The sequence below is a fragment of the Anaerotruncus sp. G3(2012) genome, assembly GCF_000403395.2.
Lineage (GTDB): Bacteria > Bacillota > Clostridia > Oscillospirales > Ruminococcaceae > Anaerotruncus.
Genome location: NZ_KE159657.1, coordinates 210374 through 227027 on the forward strand (window position 1 = coordinate 210374; position 16654 = coordinate 227027).

The 16654-nt window shown below is 56.2% G+C and carries 18 protein-coding genes and 1 CRISPR repeat array; of the genes, 17 read left to right on the forward strand and 1 reads right to left on the reverse strand.

Features of this window, described 5'->3' with window-relative positions; translation table 11 throughout:
- Nucleotides 1-9: 9 nt before the first annotated feature.
- Nucleotides 10-945 (reverse strand): sugar-binding transcriptional regulator, encoded by a 936-nt coding sequence (locus C814_RS06985; RefSeq protein WP_016314924.1) that lies wholly within the window; start codon nucleotides 943-945, stop codon nucleotides 10-12.
- A 130-nt stretch (nucleotides 946-1075) separates the two neighbouring features.
- On the opposite strand from C814_RS06985, the gene C814_RS23380 reads away from it, so the two are divergent.
- The 17 genes from C814_RS23380 to hisE all read left to right on the forward strand — a co-directional run bounded on the left by C814_RS23380 (nucleotide 1076) and on the right by hisE (nucleotide 15817).
- Nucleotides 1076-1219 (forward strand): hypothetical protein, encoded by a 144-nt coding sequence (locus tag C814_RS23380; protein ID WP_161909999.1) that lies wholly within the window; start codon nucleotides 1076-1078, stop codon nucleotides 1217-1219.
- 118 nt (nucleotides 1220-1337) lie between these two features.
- Entirely contained in the window at nucleotides 1338-2861 is a 1524-nt protein-coding gene (locus C814_RS06990) for a sugar ABC transporter ATP-binding protein (RefSeq protein ID WP_022788191.1), read from the forward strand.
- The gene (locus C814_RS06995; RefSeq protein WP_016314926.1) at nucleotides 2858-3868 is read left to right on the forward strand and encodes an ABC transporter permease; all 1011 of its coding nucleotides are present in this window, start codon (nucleotides 2858-2860) and stop codon (nucleotides 3866-3868) included. The genes C814_RS06990 and C814_RS06995 overlap by 4 nt, the downstream gene beginning before the upstream one ends.
- Nucleotides 3865-4908 carry an ABC transporter permease gene (locus C814_RS07000; protein ID WP_016314927.1) on the forward strand — a complete coding sequence of 348 codons (1044 nt, stop codon included), beginning with the start codon at nucleotides 3865-3867 and terminating at the stop codon, nucleotides 4906-4908. Before C814_RS06995 ends, C814_RS07000 begins: the two co-directional genes overlap by 4 nt.
- Before the next feature lie 72 nt (nucleotides 4909-4980).
- Nucleotides 4981-6150, forward strand: coding sequence for a substrate-binding domain-containing protein (locus tag C814_RS07005; RefSeq protein ID WP_016314928.1), 1170 nt, complete (start codon nucleotides 4981-4983; stop codon nucleotides 6148-6150).
- A gap of 160 nt (nucleotides 6151-6310) precedes the next feature.
- Nucleotides 6311-7192 (forward strand): 3-hydroxy-5-phosphonooxypentane-2,4-dione thiolase, encoded by an 882-nt coding sequence (gene lsrF / locus C814_RS07010; protein ID WP_016314929.1) that lies wholly within the window; start codon nucleotides 6311-6313, stop codon nucleotides 7190-7192.
- A gap of 104 nt (nucleotides 7193-7296) precedes the next feature.
- The gene (locus tag C814_RS07015) at nucleotides 7297-8226 is read left to right on the forward strand and encodes an AEC family transporter (protein ID WP_016314930.1); all 930 of its coding nucleotides are present in this window, start codon (nucleotides 7297-7299) and stop codon (nucleotides 8224-8226) included.
- Between the two features lie 73 nt (nucleotides 8227-8299).
- Nucleotides 8300-9493 carry an ATP phosphoribosyltransferase regulatory subunit gene (hisZ, locus tag C814_RS07020; protein ID WP_016314931.1) on the forward strand — a complete coding sequence of 398 codons (1194 nt, stop codon included), beginning with the start codon at nucleotides 8300-8302 and terminating at the stop codon, nucleotides 9491-9493.
- Nucleotides 9494-9506: 13 nt separating this feature from the next.
- Nucleotides 9507-10154, forward strand: a complete 648-nt coding sequence (gene hisG, locus C814_RS07025) for an ATP phosphoribosyltransferase (RefSeq protein WP_016314932.1) — start codon at nucleotides 9507-9509, stop codon at nucleotides 10152-10154.
- A complete protein-coding gene (hisD, locus tag C814_RS07030; protein WP_016314933.1) occupies nucleotides 10147-11430 on the forward strand; it encodes a histidinol dehydrogenase in 1284 nt (427 codons plus the stop codon). Before hisG ends, hisD begins: the two co-directional genes overlap by 8 nt.
- A gap of 2 nt (nucleotides 11431-11432) precedes the next feature.
- The gene (locus C814_RS07035) at nucleotides 11433-12491 is read left to right on the forward strand and encodes a pyridoxal phosphate-dependent aminotransferase (RefSeq protein WP_016314934.1); all 1059 of its coding nucleotides are present in this window, start codon (nucleotides 11433-11435) and stop codon (nucleotides 12489-12491) included.
- 12 nt (nucleotides 12492-12503) lie between these two features.
- Nucleotides 12504-13082: an imidazoleglycerol-phosphate dehydratase HisB gene (gene hisB / locus C814_RS07040; RefSeq protein ID WP_016314935.1), complete on the forward strand. Its 579-nt coding sequence runs from the start codon at nucleotides 12504-12506 to the stop codon at nucleotides 13080-13082.
- A gap of 3 nt (nucleotides 13083-13085) precedes the next feature.
- The gene (gene hisH, locus C814_RS07045; protein WP_016314936.1) at nucleotides 13086-13688 is read left to right on the forward strand and encodes an imidazole glycerol phosphate synthase subunit HisH; all 603 of its coding nucleotides are present in this window, start codon (nucleotides 13086-13088) and stop codon (nucleotides 13686-13688) included.
- A complete protein-coding gene (gene hisA, locus C814_RS07050; protein ID WP_016314937.1) occupies nucleotides 13685-14410 on the forward strand; it encodes a 1-(5-phosphoribosyl)-5-[(5-phosphoribosylamino)methylideneamino]imidazole-4-carboxamide isomerase in 726 nt (241 codons plus the stop codon). Before hisH ends, hisA begins: the two co-directional genes overlap by 4 nt.
- A complete protein-coding gene (gene hisF, locus C814_RS07055) occupies nucleotides 14404-15162 on the forward strand; it encodes an imidazole glycerol phosphate synthase subunit HisF (protein ID WP_016314938.1) in 759 nt (252 codons plus the stop codon). The genes hisA and hisF overlap by 7 nt, the downstream gene beginning before the upstream one ends.
- Nucleotides 15163-15164: 2 nt before the next feature.
- Nucleotides 15165-15494, forward strand: a complete 330-nt coding sequence (gene hisI, locus C814_RS07060; RefSeq protein WP_016314939.1) for a phosphoribosyl-AMP cyclohydrolase — start codon at nucleotides 15165-15167, stop codon at nucleotides 15492-15494.
- Nucleotides 15491-15817 carry a phosphoribosyl-ATP diphosphatase gene (gene hisE, locus C814_RS07065; protein ID WP_016314940.1) on the forward strand — a complete coding sequence of 109 codons (327 nt, stop codon included), beginning with the start codon at nucleotides 15491-15493 and terminating at the stop codon, nucleotides 15815-15817. The genes hisI and hisE overlap by 4 nt, the downstream gene beginning before the upstream one ends.
- Nucleotides 15818-16015: 198 nt before the next feature.
- A CRISPR array of direct repeats spans nucleotides 16016-16653; the repeat unit is 23 nt; unit sequence ATTTCAATCCACGCGCTCCGCGA.
- Nucleotide 16654 lies beyond the last annotated feature (1 nt).

The window sequence follows — 16654 nt, forward strand, 5'->3', positions numbered from 1 at the left end:
TGATACAAATTACGTCTGGTCGTGGGGATGCAGCAGAACGGTGGCGGTCTCCTCATCGGTGATGAGTACATCCAGATAATGCCCGTTCAACACGGCCCGGATCGCATCGACCTTGTCGAGCCCGCCAGCCACACCGATGACATTGTTCATCCGCTTCAAGTCTTCCAGAGGGGTGCTCAACAGCCGGTTGTCCAGCGTGCTTTCGATCGGGTTCCCATCCTTGTCGATAAAATGGCTCAAGATATCCCCGACCGCTCCCTGGAGGGTCAGCAGCAGGAAATCTTCATGGGTGAGGATGCCGTTTTTGATGATGGTGGCATCATCAGACATGCTGCCGATGCCAACTACCGTCATACTGGATTCCCAGCTCATCTGCTGAATCCGCTGTACCGAAACCTCTTTGCGCAGCTCCTCCACCATTTCCGGCTTGCTCAACAGCAGCGGGGAGGGGATCAGATGCAGCCGCGCATTAAAGATGCTCGACTGGGTATTCGGCAGGTAGTAGCTGACGCCTCCGGTCAACGATACCACATTGATTGGGATTTCGGTTTTGCGGGCCAGATGGTTCAGAATCCGGCTGGGGGTGTCCCCGTATCCCATATTGATGAAAAAGCTGCCGCCAAGCCGGTCGCTGATATAGATCGCCGCTGCCTGCGCGAGGCTCTCGTTCAGTTCACTCACCCGTCCGGCAATCGGCGTGACAAACACATCATGCAGCCCAAAGCGGGTAATCAGTTCCTTTTCGACCTGCATCCGCCGGTCGCTGTCCTGCCGGATATGGAAACTGATGATGCCATCCTGCCGGGCCTTTTCGAGCAGCCGGATCACCCGCACCCGGCTGACCCCCAACAGCGTGGAAATGTTCTGCTGTGTGTAGTTTTCCATATAATAATACCATGCAGCCTTGACCATCAGGGTCTCTTCGTGGGAAAAGTCACCGTCCATAGAAACCTCCCTGTAAACGCAGGGGAGTCCCCTGCAGAACAAAGTGTAAAAACCGTAACAAAAGTTACTGATTAGAGAAAATGTTCTCTAAATGGCAGTATATCATTGTTCTGCAAGGATGTCAATGCATATGACTTTTGGAGATAATTTAGAATATATTCGTGGTAACGCACAAACTGAAAAGCAATCTGCATACAATTTTCACAAAAGAAAAAGAAAAATAGAACATAAAATATCATTATTTAGAAAAATATTTGTGAAAAACGGAAAATAAAAGTTCCTTTTCATCAAAAAGAAGAGTTGACAAAAATCGCAAAAAATATTATGCTATCCTTAAGAATAAAAGATATATGGAATAACTTTTGTGATCTTTTCGAAATGGGGGTATAGGCTTGACAAAGTCAGCTTCACCTGCTGGGGAGAAACTGTTGTCGGTGCGGAACATTTATAAATCGTTCGCCCACAACGCGGTGCTGAGGGGAATCAGCATGGATTTGGGCAGCGGAGAGGTTTTGGCGCTGATCGGCGGCAATGGTGCGGGTAAAAGCACGCTGATGAAGATTATTATGGGAATTTATTCGCACGACAGCGGCGAGATTGTGGTCAACGGCAGGGAGATGACAGTGGGCAAGCCTGCCGAGGCCCTTGCAAACGGTGTGTATATGGTTCCGCAGGAGCCGCTTCTCTTCCCGAATATGACAGTGGAAGAGAACATCCTGATCGGTTTTGACCGTCCCCAGCGGGAACTACATAAAGAGCTGGTTGAAACGATGGAGAGCATCGGCTGGCATCTGGATCTGGGGCGCAGGGCAAACACCCTTTCGATTGCGGAACAGCAGCTTGTTGAGCTGCTTCGCGGCGTGCTGCGTCATGCGCAGGTGCTGATTCTCGACGAGCCGACCAGTGCGCTCACCTTTAAAGAGGTGGAAAGCCTGTTCCGATGCGTGGAAGACCTGAAATCCAAAGGGATCGGTATCATCTATATTACCCACCGTCTGAACGAGGTGTTCGAGATCGCGACTACAGTGGCGATCATGCGTGACGGGATCGTAACCTTGTCCGGCCCGGTGAGCAATTTCACAAAGGACGATCTGGTCAAGGGTCTGCTGCCTCTGGATATGACCGCACAGAAATTGAGCGGGACCAGTTCGGTTGACTATTCCAAACCTCCAGTGCTCGAGCTGGAGCGGTTCAGCGGCTATGGATTTACCGACATTTCTCTGAAGGTCTATCCCGGTGAGATTCTGGGGGTTGCCGGCGTAGTCGGCGCGGGCCGTACCGAGATGGCAATGACAATTTTCGGCAAGGATAAGGTGCTGGGCGGCAGGGTTCTGCTCGATGGAAAAGAGATCACCGGTATGAAGACCCGGGATGTCATGAAAGCCGGCTTAAACTATGTTTCGGAGGACCGCCATTCGGACGGGCTGTTCAAGATCAGCTCGGTGGCGGAAAATACCACCAGTGCAATTCTGGGCGAGGCGCGGATGGGGCGTTTTTTCCTCAATCGGAAGGAAGAGCGACGGGTCACCCAGCAGTATGTGGATGATTTCCGCATCAAGGTGACCGGTCAGGATCAGCTCACCGGCAGCCTGTCGGGCGGCAACCAGCAAAAGGTTGTGATCGGGCGGAGCCTTTCGAGCAATCCCAAGCTGGTTATTCTGGACGAACCGACCCGCGGCATCGACGCCGCAGCACGCGCGGATGTGTATAACATCATCCAGCAGCTGGGGAAGAAGGGGGTCTCGATCCTCTTGATCTCGTCGGATATGGAGGAGATCATGGAATTGAGCGACCGGGCCGTCACGATCTATCAGGGCCGTTTGAATGGGGAATTTACCGGGGATGAGGTCACGCAGGACAATCTGACCAGTGCGTCCTTCGGTTTGTCCGGCAAGGAAAAGGAGGCGAAAGCATGAATCTGGTCAAAAAGGCGCTCAAGGCGAGGGAAGCAACCAGCCTGCTGTTCCTGGTTGCCCTGTTTGTGATCGTGAGCCTGATCAACCCGTCTTTCGCATCATCTGAAAACATCGCTGCGGTCTTTAACTCCTCGGTGGTTTACATCTTGATTGCAGTAGGAATGGCGTTTGCCATCATCGTCGGGGAGATCGACGTTTCGGTCGGTTCCTGCCTCGGCTTTGTGGCCACTGTGGTGGGCAGTATGCTCCGCGATGGCCACAACTGGCTGCTTGCTTTCGTGGTGGGTATTCTGATCGGTATTGTGATCGGTTTCATCAACGGCTGGGGGGTTGCGGTCATGGGGGTCCCTTCCCTGATCTTTACCCTCGGCGTCAACGGCGTGCTGCGCGGCGCTATGTACATCTATTCGGGCGGCGCGTGGGTAGAAAATCTGCCCAAGGCGTTTAAGGATTTCTCGTCAGCGACCCTGCTCGGTAAGCTTACTGTTTACTGCTGCTGTGCGTTTCTTCTGGTCATCGCGATCCACCTGCTCCTGACGAGGACCCGCAAGGGCCGGTATTTTACCGCGGTGGGCGATAATGCAGGCGGTGCGATGCTGGTAGGAATCTCGCCGGTGCGCACCAAGGTGACCGCCTATGTGATCTGTAGTGTGATGGCTGCGATAGCAGGAATCATCTTTTGCAGCAGGATCGGGTTTGTCACCTCGACAAGCGGCAACGGCTACGAGATGAAAGCGGTTGCGGCCTGTGTTCTGGGCGGCATCAGTTTGACTGGCGGTGTCGGCAGTGTGCTGGGCGCGGCGATCGGCGCGGTCATTATGAGTTCGATCAGCTATCTGCTTGTTTTTATGGGCTTTTCTTCCAACTACGACAATGCGATCACCGGTGTTATCCTGATTTCAATTGTTGTATTTGATGCGGTGATCCAGTACCGCGCCTCGGTGCGCAGCCGTCATGAACGGCTGGCCGCGAGAACGGGCAATGCGGAAGGGGGCGCAGTCAGATGAAAAACGGGTTCCCAAAAAGCATCAAATCGGCGATGCACAACTGGAATGCATTTCTGCTGCTCTTTCTGATCCTTGAATTCGTGATCTTCGGCACAGCGAACGCCAAATTCCTGCGGATTCCGCTGTTGCTTTCCAGCGTGAACGATTTTATCGCGATCTGCTTAATCAGCCTGTTCGTCACTTTCGTCATGATCACCGGCGGGATCGATATCCAGGCGGGTGCAATCGTTGGCCTGACCTCGATCACAATCGGTGTCGCCTGGCAGGATTTTGGCCTGAACATCTGGGCTGCTGTAGTAGTGGCGGTCCTGCTGGCAGCGCTTTGCGGCGCACTCTCTGGATTTTTTATTGCCTACTGCCGGGTACAGGCAATGGTGGTCACGCTGGGTGGGAGTTTCCTTTATGCGGGTGTTGCACTGCTGATCTCCACCCTCAGCTCGACCGAGAGCTATCAGGGCATCAGCGGTTTCCCGGACAGCTTTAAGGCGCTCACCAAGTTTAAACTGTTCGGCGTAATCCCGTCCCAGCTTTTGATCTTCGCAGCTATGACCCTGATTGCGTATCTGTTGCTTCATCGCAGCAAATACGGACGCAAGATATTCCTGGTCGGTGTCAACCAGAATGCGGCAGAATTCTCCGGAATCAATACACGGTTGGTGATCCTGTCCACCTATGTGCTCAGTGCAGTGAGCGCGGCGGTTGCCGGTATTGTGCTGACCTCTTATCTGGGCACTGCCAAGAGCGATCTGGGCAGCACCCTGACTATGAATATCATCACCGCCTGCGTGCTGGGCGGTACCCTCTCGACCGGCGGTAAGGGAAGTGCGGTCGGCACCGCACTGGCAGCGCTGATTATCGGCATCCTGCGGTTTGGATTACCGCTCTGCTTCGGCGTCGGCACTCAATATCTGGACATCCCGATCGGCGTACTGCTGATTGTGGTGGTGGTCGCGCGTGCGATGGTCCAGCAGCCTTGGGCGGTGCGCCTGTTCGGAAACCTGAAACGGAATCTTCAGGGCGCAGGCAAACAGGCAGATTGATCTGGTAATTGGAGAAGCAGGCAACCCCCAAAAATTTTGCTTCTCTGATATATATTTTAGGAGGTAAAAGAAATGAAAAAGACAATTGCAGTTCTTGCAGCAGTGTCTATGGCAATGTCTCTGGCCGCCTGCGGCGGTTCAAGCGCTTCCAGCTCTGCTCCGGCTCCCGCTTCGAGCACTCCGGCTGCGGCGCCCAGCAGTTCTGCTGCCGCCAGCGCTCCCGAGGCAGAAGCTCCGGCCGGCGGTAATTCCGTTGAGGGAAAAACCGTTGTGTTTATTCCCAAACTGACTGGTAACGCATTCTTCGAGGCTGCGAACGACGGTGCACAGAAGTATGCTGCCGAGTGGGGCATCACTGTTGACTATCAGGGCAGCCCGAATGCGGCGGTCGCCGATCAGGTACAGGTCATCAACACTGCTGTCGCTTCCGGCGCGGATGCGATCTGCATTTCGACTGTTGATGCAGCCGGCGTTGCGGACGCGCTGAAAGCGGCGACCGATGCGGGCGTTGCGGTTGCAACCTGGGACTCGGATGCGCAGCCGTCCGACCGTACCCTGATGGTTTCGCAGGGCACCCCTGAGGTTCTGGGCCGGATGCTGGTCGATATGGCCTGCGCAGGTCTGGAGCAGCGCGGCAAAGACCCCAAGAGCGATGAGATCACCTATTGCTGGCACTATTCGCAGGCGACCGTTACCGACCAGAACAGCTGGCAGGTAGCAGGCGAAGCGATCATCAAGGCCGAGTATCCCAACTGGACCAATGTGGCTCCGGACAACTACTATTCCGAGCAGGATGCAGAAAAAGCAATCACCATTGGTGAGGCAGTCCTGTCTGCACATCCTGAGATCGACGTCATCATCTGCAACGACTCCACCGCGCTCCCCGGCCAGCTCCAGGCGGCTGAGAACAAAGGCTACAATCAGGAGAATATCACCATCACTGGTTTCGCAAGCCCGAACGCGATCAAAGAGTATTGCAGCAACGGCACCCTCTACAACTGGGGCCTGTGGGACTGCGCTGTCCAGGGCGGCATGGGCTGCTATCTGGCGGCATACATGGCGGCTGGCAACACCGTTAAGGTGGGCGACGTCATCAGCATCCCGGGCATCGGCGACTGCGAAGTCCTGGCAAATGACAGCATCGCGGAAGGCGCTTCCACTGCGGATTCCAACAACGGCGTTGTCCTTCTGCCCGAGACCAGCGTTTATACTGCTGAAAACATGAATGACTACAACTTCTAAGTTTTCTTCCTTCCAGGGGGCAGGGGCACCTCTTCGGAGCTGTGCTCCGCCCCTGCGGGCCTGTCGAAACCGGGGCATCCGGCGCGGCGGGCTGGCAGGAGCGGAGCAAAGCCGTTCAACGAATGCATGACAAAATATCCAAAATAAGGAGGATGAATTTATGGCAGATCTGGAGGGCGTAAAGGTTGCCAAGAGCTACCATCTTGATGAGCCGTTTGCGAATCAGAACGGGTTTTATCTGAAAGGCTGCAATAGTCTGGACTGGGGCATGAAACGCCATATGGCGAATATTTTCAACCCGAAGAGCGGAAACACGGTGATGTTTGCGTTTGACCACGGTTATTTCATGGGAAGTACGGCTGGACTCGAGCGTCTGGACCTGTTGCTGCCCAAGCTGGCGCCCTATGTGGATTGCTTTATGGGCACCCGCGGTGCGATCCGCACCTGCGTGCCGCCTGAGCTGACCAATGCGGTTGCACTGCGTGTGACCTCGGGTTCGAGTATGCTTCAGGACGACCTGAGTTTTGAGACGGTTGCGGTGGATATCGAGGATGCAATCCGTATGAATGCCGACTGTATGGCAGTTCAGACATTCATCGGCGCGGACGGGCAGCTCTCGAGCATCGACAACCTGAACCAGGTAGTCAATGCCGGTATGCGTTACAGCATCCCGACACTGGGCGTCTGCGCAGTGGGCAAAAACATGGAACGCACCGACCGGTTCTTCAAGCTGGCGACCCGCATCATCGCGGAGATGGGTGTCCAGATCGTAAAGACCTACGATTGTGAGAATTTCGAAGAGGTCGTGGCAGCCTGCCCGGTGCCGATCGTTGTTGCAGGCGGTAAAAAACTGGCCGAGCCGGAAGCGCTCTATCTGGCTTATGACGTGATGCGCAAAGGCGCTCGGGGCGTGGATATGGGACGCAATATCTTCCAGAGCAACCACCCTGTTGAGATGGCGCAGGCGGTCGGCAAGATCGTCCACGAGGGCTATACCGACAAACAGGCATACGAGTTCTATCAGGACAGCATCAACGGCTAAAAAAGGGAAATAACAGGACGGGCAAGAACGGTGCACAGCGGCTGACAGTCTCTGTGCGCGGCTTGTCCGCCCTCTTTTTCTGTTTATAAAAGGAGAGGATCAATTTGCTGCTGCAAGTATTGGAAATGGTGCTGCCGGTCCTGGTATTGCTGCTGATTGGCTGCTGGTGCCGGTATAAACAGATCTTCGATCTGCGCGGGCTTGCCGGCCTGAAAGCGGTCATCGGTGAGGTTACCCTGCCGGTTGTCCTGTTCAACGCTTTTTTTACAGCGCGATACAGCATCACTGTCCTGTTGCTGTTTGTGACCGTCTATCTGGGGTTTGGGCTCGCGATGGCTGCCGGCTTCGGGCTGCGCAGGCTGGCAGCGCCCTATGGAAAATTTCTGCCATTCCTGCTGACCGGCGCAGAGGGAGGTATGTTGGGTTATGCGCTCTATGGGCTTTTGACCGGCGAACAGTCCGGGTTTGCAATGGTCGATATGGGGCAGACGGTGTTCGCTTATACCGCCTTTATGGGGATGCTGAAACTGGTTGACGGTCAGGCGGTTTCCCCGAAACAGATGGTGCGGAATATGGTCACAAACCGCTGTTTCGTAGGGATGTCACTTGGTATCCTGCTGGGAGCCACCGGGATGAGCGGCCCGATCCTGGCCCATCCGGCAGGAAAGATCGTTTCCGCGCTGCTTCCTGCGATCACCGCCCCAACCAGTGCGCTGGTGCTTTTGGTGGTTGGCTACGAGCTGAACCTGAAAAAGGAATTGCTCAAACCGGTGGCGATTACCGTCCTGCTCCGTTTGGCCCTGATGGGTGTCCTGCTGGCAGCAATGAGCCTGTTGATTTTCCATATCGTTCCGTTTGACCGGAGCCTGCAAATTGCTCTGATGGTGATGTATGCGCTTCCGGCCCCGTTTATCATCCCACTGTTCGCGGATGTGGGGGAGGACGGCGAGTACCTTTCGACCGCTCTTTCGCTGCATACCCTCTGCACCATGCTGCTGTTCGCTGCGATTGCAGCCTATGCAGTGGCCGGGTGAAAAGCGGTTGACAAATGATCTTTCGTATGCTAATATATTAGCGAACTAAAGCAAGAGGATGGGAGAACGATTTATGAAGCGTTACGATAAGGTCACCCCGGACGGGACCCGTGATCTGCTGTTTGATGAGTGTGTTTCTCGTGCGCAGGTGGCCGGGCGTCTCACCTCGATGTTCCGTTCGCGCGGTTACCGGGAGGTCATCACCCCGTCGATGGAATTTTACGACCTGTTCTGCTCGGCAGCGGCGCACTTCCCGCAAGAGACGATGTATAAAATGACCGACAGCCGCGGCCGGTTGATGGTGATGCGCCCTGACTGCACCATCCCGATTGCCCGCCTGACTGCTGCCCGGCTCACTGGGATGCCGATGCCGGTGCGGCTCTATTACAGCGGAAACGTCTACCGGGTATCCTACGACATGCGCGGCAAGCCGAGCGAGCTGTTCCAGACAGGCGTGGAGTTGATCGGCAGCAGCTCCCTGCGCAGTGATCTGGAGATGGTCGAACTGGCAGCAGCGGGGCTCTCGGACATCGGCGGGGAACGGTTCCGGATCGAGCTTTGCCATATCGGATATTTCAAGGCACTGATTGGGAATCTGGAAGCCGGTCCAGAGGAGAAAGAGGCGATCCGTCAGTGTATCGAACAGAAAAACTATGCCGCTCTTGGAGACCTGCTCGAACCGTTCGGGAAAAATCCTGCCGCAGCGGCGCTCAAATATCTGCCGCGCCTGTTCGGAGGGGAAGAGGTGTTCGAAAAAGCGTACAGCCTGTTCAGTGACGGCGGCGCGACCGAAAGCCTCGACAGCCTGAAGACGGTCTATGAGCACCTGCAAAGCCTCGATCTCGGGGACCGGGTGCTGATCGACCTCGGGTTGGTGAACCAGGCGGAATACTACACCGGCCTGATCTTCCGCGGCTATTTTGACGGGGTTGGGGAGCCGGTGCTCTCGGGCGGGCGGTACGACAACCTCATCAGCGACTTTGGTGCGCCGCTCCCGGCGACCGGCTTCGCTTTTAATGTCGATGCCGCAGCTTCGGTTTCGGCGCCGCCCGAATCGGATCTGCCGGACGTGCTTGTCTTTTCGGACAGCCGGCATCTGGCACAGGCGATCAGCCACATCCGGTCGCTGACCCGGGATGGGCTGACAGTGGAGAACAGCGTATTCGACCAGCTTGATGCAGCGGCGGATTATGCGCGCAAACGCGGGATCCGCCGGCTCCATCTGGTGGATGACCGAATTCAGGAGCTTGACCCGGAAACTTTGTGAGGAGGGTATGCAGATGAAACCAATTCGAATCGCCCTCACGAAGGGCAGGCTGGAGGAAAAGAGCGTCGCGCTGTTTGAGCAGCTCGGCTATGACTGCACAGCGGTGCGGGAAAAGGGGCGCAGGCTGATTCTGCCGGTCGCGGGCACCAATCTGGAAATTGTGCTTGCAAAGGCTGCGGATGTGGTCACCTACGTCGAAAACGGTGTTTGCGATATCGGGGTGGTCGGCAAGGACACGATCATGGAGATGGGCGGCACCTTTTATGAGGTGGCGGATCTCGGCTTTGGGCGCTGCCGGTTCGCGCTCGCGGTGCCGCGTGGGGTGGACTTTTACGAGGGGTACCACACCCGCTGTATCGCATCGAAGTATGTGAACGTCGCGCGAGCCTTTTTTGAGAAGAAAAATATGGATGTCAACATTGTCAAGATCGAAGGGTCGGTCGAACTTGCGCCGATTCTGGGGCTTTCGGATGCGATCGTTGATATCGTGGAAACCGGCGTGACCCTGAAGGAGAACGGGCTGGTGGTCGCCGAAACCATTATGGAGGTCAGCGCCCGCCTGATCGTCAATATCGCCAGCCTGAAGCTGCGCAAACAGGAGATTGAACCGTTTATCACCCAGATAGAACGCTATCTGGCAGGAGGGAAACAGGATGCTTAAAATAACCAGAGCCGATGGGACGGCGGAAAAACAGGTGTTGGAGACGATGCGCAGCCGCAGCATGGAGGTAGACCGGAAGGTAACCGCCAGCGTTGCGCAGATCGTCGAGGAGGTGCGCACAGGAGGGGACCGGGCGCTGCGGGACTGTACCCTCCGATTTGACGGACAGTGTCCCGACTGCTTCGAGGTGGAGCGGGAGCAGATCATTGGCTCATTGGCGTCGGCAGACCCGGATTTTGTCTCCTCGCTGCTCAAGGCGATGGAGAACATCTCCACCTTCCACCGCCACCAGGTTCAGCAGAGTTTTGTAGATACCCAGACAAGCGGCGTGATCATGGGACAGCGAGTCCGGGGGCTCGAACGGGTCGGTCTGTATGTGCCGGGCGGTACAGCGTCCTACCCTTCTTCGGTGCTGATGAACTGCATCCCGGCGAAGATTGCGGAGGTCGGGGAGGTTGTCATGGTGACCCCGCCGCGCAAAGACGGCACCGCCAACCCGGATATCCTGACCGCAGCGGCGGTTGCGGGGGTTGACCGGGTATTCCTGCTCGGCGGTGCACAGGCGGTCGCTGCGCTCGCCTATGGCACCGAGACGGTCCCCAGGGTGGACAAGATCGTCGGGCCGGGGAATATCTATGTCGCGACCGCCAAAAAACTGCTCTATGGGACGGTTGATATCGACATGGTTGCAGGGCCCAGTGAAATCCTGATTGCGGCGGATGAGACCGCCAATCCGGTCTGGCTCGCGGCGGATATGATGAGCCAGGCGGAACACGACGAGCTGGCCTCGTCGATTCTGCTGACCACCAGCGAACGGATTGCGCAGGAGACGCTGGACGAGTTGGAACGCCAGCTTCCAGGGCTTTCCCGCGCGCAGGTGATCCGGCAGTCTCTGGAAACTTATGGAGCGATCATCCTCTGCCGGAATGAGCAGGAGATGATCGAGCTTGCGAACCAGATTGCGCCCGAGCATATGGAGGTCGCAACCGCGAACCCGCTCGAGTACATCGGCCGGATTGATAATGTAGGCAGTCTGTTCCTCGGGCAGTACGCGCCCGAGCCGCTGGGAGACTACTACGCAGGCCCCAACCATGTCCTGCCTACCTCTGGAACCGCGCGGTTTTTCTCCCCGCTCGGTGTGGACAGCTTCCTGAAAAAGTCCAGTTTCCTTTATTATACCAAGGAAGCACTGGCACAGGCGCGGGATGACATCGTGCGGATTGCCGAGCGGGAACAGCTCACAGCCCACGCAAATTCGATTCAGGTGAGGTTTTAGAGATGGCTTATCAACTGCCGGAAAAATTGCAGAATCTTGTGCCCTATTCGCCGCTGGAGGGCGATTATCCGATCCGTTTGGACGCGAACGAGAGCTTCCTTTCACCGCCGCCCGAACTGCTCCAGCAGATTGGCGATGCGGTGGCGCGAATTCCGTTCAACCGGTATCCCGATCCCTATTGCGTCGCGCTCTGTGAAAAGTTTGCATCCTTTTTCGGGGTCCGTCCATCCAACGTGGTAGCCGGGAACGGCTCAGACGAATTGATCGGATTGATTGTCTCTTCGTTTGCCGGGGCGGGGGATCGGATGGCGGTCGTTAAGCCGGATTTTTCGATGTATGCATTTTATGCACAGGCAGCGGGTGTGTCGGTTGAGGTGTTCGAGAAGCCCGCAGAGACCCTCGCGCTCGATGCAGATGCGCTGGTCGCCTTTGCCAGAGAGCGGGATGTGCGGCTGGTCATCCTCTCGAATCCCTGCAATCCGACCTCGCTTTCAGCGTCGCGGGGATCGGTCCTCCGGATTGTGGAGGGCTTGCCCGACCGGTTGGTCGTGATCGACGAAGCATATATGGATTTTTCAACCGGTTCGATTCTGGATGTTGTTGACAGGTACGATAATCTGATCGTCCTGAAAACCTGTTCCAAGGCGTTTGGGATGGCGGCGATCCGGCTGGGCTTTGCGGTTTCCCACCCCACGCTTGCAATCGCGCTCAAGGCGGCAAAACCGCCCTACAACGTCAACAGCATGACCCAGGCGGTCGGCTGCCTGCTGTTCGATAACCCCGACTACCTGCGCGCCTGTACCCGTCAAATCGTGGAGTCCCGCGACCGCCTCTATCGGGAGATGAAACGGCTCGCAGAGGAAAAGAGCGGCCTGCTGGAAGTGGTCGAGAGCTGCGCAAACTTTGTGTTTGCCCGGTTTGCCGACCCGCGGAAGGTGTTCGAGCAGGCGGGCAAACGGGGGATCGCACTGCGCTATATGCCGCCCTATCTGCGGATTTCCGCAGGCAGTGAGGCGGAAACAGACACCCTGCTGGAAGCACTCCGGCAGATTTTGACCTGAGGAGGGGTAGCGATGAGAAAGGCGGAAATTCGCCGGGCGACCGGGGAAACCGACATTTCCCTGTCCCTGGTTCTGGATGGGAGTGGGCAGTTTTCCGGTGGATCGGGGATCGGATTTTTTGACCATATGCTTCATGCATTCGCCGTTCACAGCGGGGCGGACCTGTCGCTCGAGATGAAGGGCGACCTGGAAGTTGACTGTCATCATACAGTCGAGGACGTCGGGATCGTTCTGGGACAGGCACTCGCGGCCTGCTTAGGCGACCGAAGCGGGATTGCACGATACGGGAGTTTTTATCTTCCGATGGATGAATCGCTTGCGTTTTGTGCACTGGATGTGAGCGGGCGTCCATATCTGGTATTCGACTGTCCGTTTGCGAACCCGTCGGTCGGCGGGTTCGACTGCTGCATGACCGGGGAATTTTTCCGCGCAGTGGCGGTCCATGCGGGCCTGACCCTGCATCTGCGGGTGCTTTATGGGGAAAACGACCATCACAAGATCGAGGCGGTCTTTAAAGCATTTGCTCATGCGCTCAAGGGTGCATCAGCCCGCACAGAGGGCGGCATACTCTCTTCGAAAGGTGTTTTATAACAGATGATCGCGATTATTGATTACGGCGCCGGCAACCTGTTCAGCGTGTGCAATGCATTGGACGCGCTGGAGGCCGCGCATACCGTCACCAGTGACCCGGACCTGCTGCGGCAGGCGGATGGGTTGATCCTGCCCGGGGTGGGCGCGTTTCCGGACGCAATGCGGCGGCTGACAGAGACAGGTCTGGTCCCGGTGATTCGGGAGCTGGCCGGGCAGAAACCGTTTCTGGGCATCTGTCTCGGGATGCAGCTGCTGTTCGAGAAGGGCTATGAGTTTGAAGAGGTGCAGGGGCTGGGTCTGCTGCCGGGGATCGTGCGCCCGATTCATGCGCCCGGATGCAAAATCCCGCATATGGGCTGGAATGACCTCTCGATCCTGCATCCCTGTCCGCTGACAGAAGGGTTGCATGAAGGCAGCTATGTCTACTTTGTACATTCCTACTGCGCCGAAACGGACGAGAAATACATCTCCTGTTCCACCCTGTATGGGGAGCGGATTCCCGCCCTGGTGTGCAAAGGGAACATTTACGGCGCGCAGTTCCATCCGGAAAAGAGTGGGGAAGAGGGGCTTGCGATCCTTTCCCAGTTTGTGAGGTTATGCGAATGATTATTTTACCTGCGATTGATATTCAAAATGGCGAATGTGTGCGGCTCTATCAGGGGGATTTTTCCACCGCACACAAGGTTTCGGACAGCCCGCAGGAAACTGCGGCACAGTTCCGGAAAGCGGGCGCTGAATGGGTTCATATGGTCGATCTGGACGGTGCTAAAGAGGCCCGCGCAAAAAATACCGCCCTTTTTTTGGAGATTGCAAAACATTCCGGCCTCAAGGTCGAGCTGGGCGGCGGCATCCGGACGTTGGAAACGGTGGAAACCTATCTGGAAAGCGGTATCTCACGTGTGATCCTTGGGTCGGCGGCGGTAAAAAACCCGGAGCTGGTGGAGCAGGCGGTCAAACGGTTCGGGGAACGGATCGCGGTCGGGATCGACGCAAAAAACGAGATGGTCGCGACCGAAGGTTGGCTGGATGCCAGCAAAATCCACTATCTGGAGCTGGCGAAACGGATGGAGGGAATCGGGGTCCGGTACCTGATTTATACCGACATCTCCCGGGACGGTGCGCTCTCAGGGGTTAATCTTGAGCAGCTAGGCGCCCTCAACCGGGCGGTTTCCTGCGAAATCATCGCCAGCGGCGGCGTAAGCGGTCTTGCGGATGTGGAAGCCTGCAAGTCGCTCGGGCTTTATGGCGTTATCTGTGGCAAGGCAGTTTATACCGGGGCGCTGCCGCTCGAATCTGCGATAGAAATGGCAGGTGATCAGAGGTGCTAGCAAAACGAATCATCCCCTGTCTGGATGTACGGGACGGAAAGGTGGTCAAGGGGGTCAATTTTGTTGGGATTCGGAAGGTCGGCGACCCGGTCGAATGCGCCATTGCGTATGACCGGCAGGGCGCAGATGAGATCACCTTCCTTGACATTACTGCGACCCATGAGGGACGCGGGACGATGCTTGACGTGGTGCGCGAAACCGCCCGGCATGTCTTTATCCCGCTGACGGTCGGCGGCGGCATCCGCTCGGTTGAGGATTTTCAGGAGATTCTGCGGGCAGGCGCGGACAAGGTTTCGGTCAACTCTGCGGCGGTGCGCAATCCGCAGCTGATCCACGAAGCCGCAGAACGGTTTGGAAACCAGTGCGTCGTGGCGGCGATCGACGCGCGCCGGCGGGAGGATGGCGGGTTTGCCGTGGTCATCAATGGCGGACGGGTCGACACAGGGCTGGATGCGGTTGTATGGGCGGAGGAGTGTGAACGTCTGGGCGCGGGGGAAATCCTGCTGACTTCGATGGATACCGATGGCTGCCGAAGCGGTTTTGACATCGAACTGCTCAACGCAGTGACAGCGAAGGTCGGCATACCGGTGATCGCGTCGGGTGGCTGTGGAAAGCTGGAACATTTTTCGGAAGTATTTGAGCGCAGCGGTGCAGATGCCGCACTTGCGGCCTCGCTCTTCCATTTTGGAGAGCTGACGGTTGGGCAGGTCAAGGAACACCTGCACGCCTGCGGGATTCCGGTGAGGAGATAGAGATGGAACTGGACTGTTATTTTCAAAAAGGGGAGCTGATCCCTGCGATTGTACAAGAAGCAGGGACGGGGGAAGTGTTGATGCTCGCCTATATGAACCGGGAAAGCCTGCAAAAGACATTTGAAACTGGGTATACTTGGTTTTACAGCCGGTCGCGGCAGGAGCTTTGGAATAAAGGCGCGACTTCAGGGCACCGGCAAAAAGTGGTAGATCTGCGGGCGGACTGTGATGATGACACCCTGCTGGTGACGGTACTCCAGACAGGCAATGCCTGCCATACCGGTGCGCACAGCTGTTTTTATAAAAAAATTTGGGAGGAAGCAGACGAATGACAGATACGCTGAACGGGCTGTACGAGGTGATTCAGGAGCGTCGCACACATCCGCAGGAGGGATCGTATACCTGCTACCTGTTTGAAAAGGGCACTGACAAGATCCTGAAAAAATGCGGTGAGGAGTGCAGCGAGGTCATTATTGCCGCGAAAAATGGGCAGAACGAGCAGACTGCCGAAGAAATCTGTGACCTGCTCTATCATCTGCTGGTGCTGATGGTGAATCAGAATCTCTCACTCGAGCAGGTGGAACAGATTCTGGAGGCACGCAGGCAGAAGATCGGCAATCTCAAGCAATTTCACCAAAGTGATCATAATACCTGACCCAGCCATATGTGTGACATATGACTTAATCATAGTGTTTCTGGAGGGCTTTTTTGTTATAAAAAGCCCTCCTTCTCTGTGGATAAAAAATAGTAGAAAGTGTAAAATGAGTTATGAAAGAGGCTTTTAGGAGAAAGTCCCTCTTTCGCAATTTTTTATTTTCCGTATAAAAGGGGCCCTGTTGTAACACCCGAAGGGATTTCAATCCACGCGCTCCGCGAGGAGCGCGACGAAATCACATTCCCAACCACAAAACAAGACGCTGATTTCAATCCACGCGCTCCGCGAGGAGCGCGACGATTTGCACCAGACTGTATCCATTGGGATATGGAATTTCAATCCACGCGCTCCGCGAGGAGCGCGACAGGCAAATTTCCGATGTGGCGTTATCTTATGGATTTTATTTCAATCCACGCGCTCCGCGAGGAGCGCGACGTATGGTTATGAATTGTGTTGAACGCTATAAAGCGATTTCAATCCACGCGCTCCGCGAGGAGCGCGACCGGTCATTTTCGGCATCAACCGTCCAAGCGAATGGCAATTTCAATCCACGCGCTCCGCGAGGAGCGCGACGGTCATCGCGAGCAATTTTTTCCGCGCTTGGCGAATTTCAATCCACGCGCTCCGCGAGGAGCGCGACGCTTTCCATTCCAACGCACTACATTCTTTAACATGATATTTCAATCCACGCGCTCCGCGAGGAGCGCGACACCGCGAACCCCGTTATCCAGCTGAGCAAAATTATTTCAATCCACGCGCTCCGCGAGGAGCGCGACCTGACAGAGGCGCACCCAGTCTTGTCGATCACGGAGTATTTCAATCCACGCGCTCCGCGAG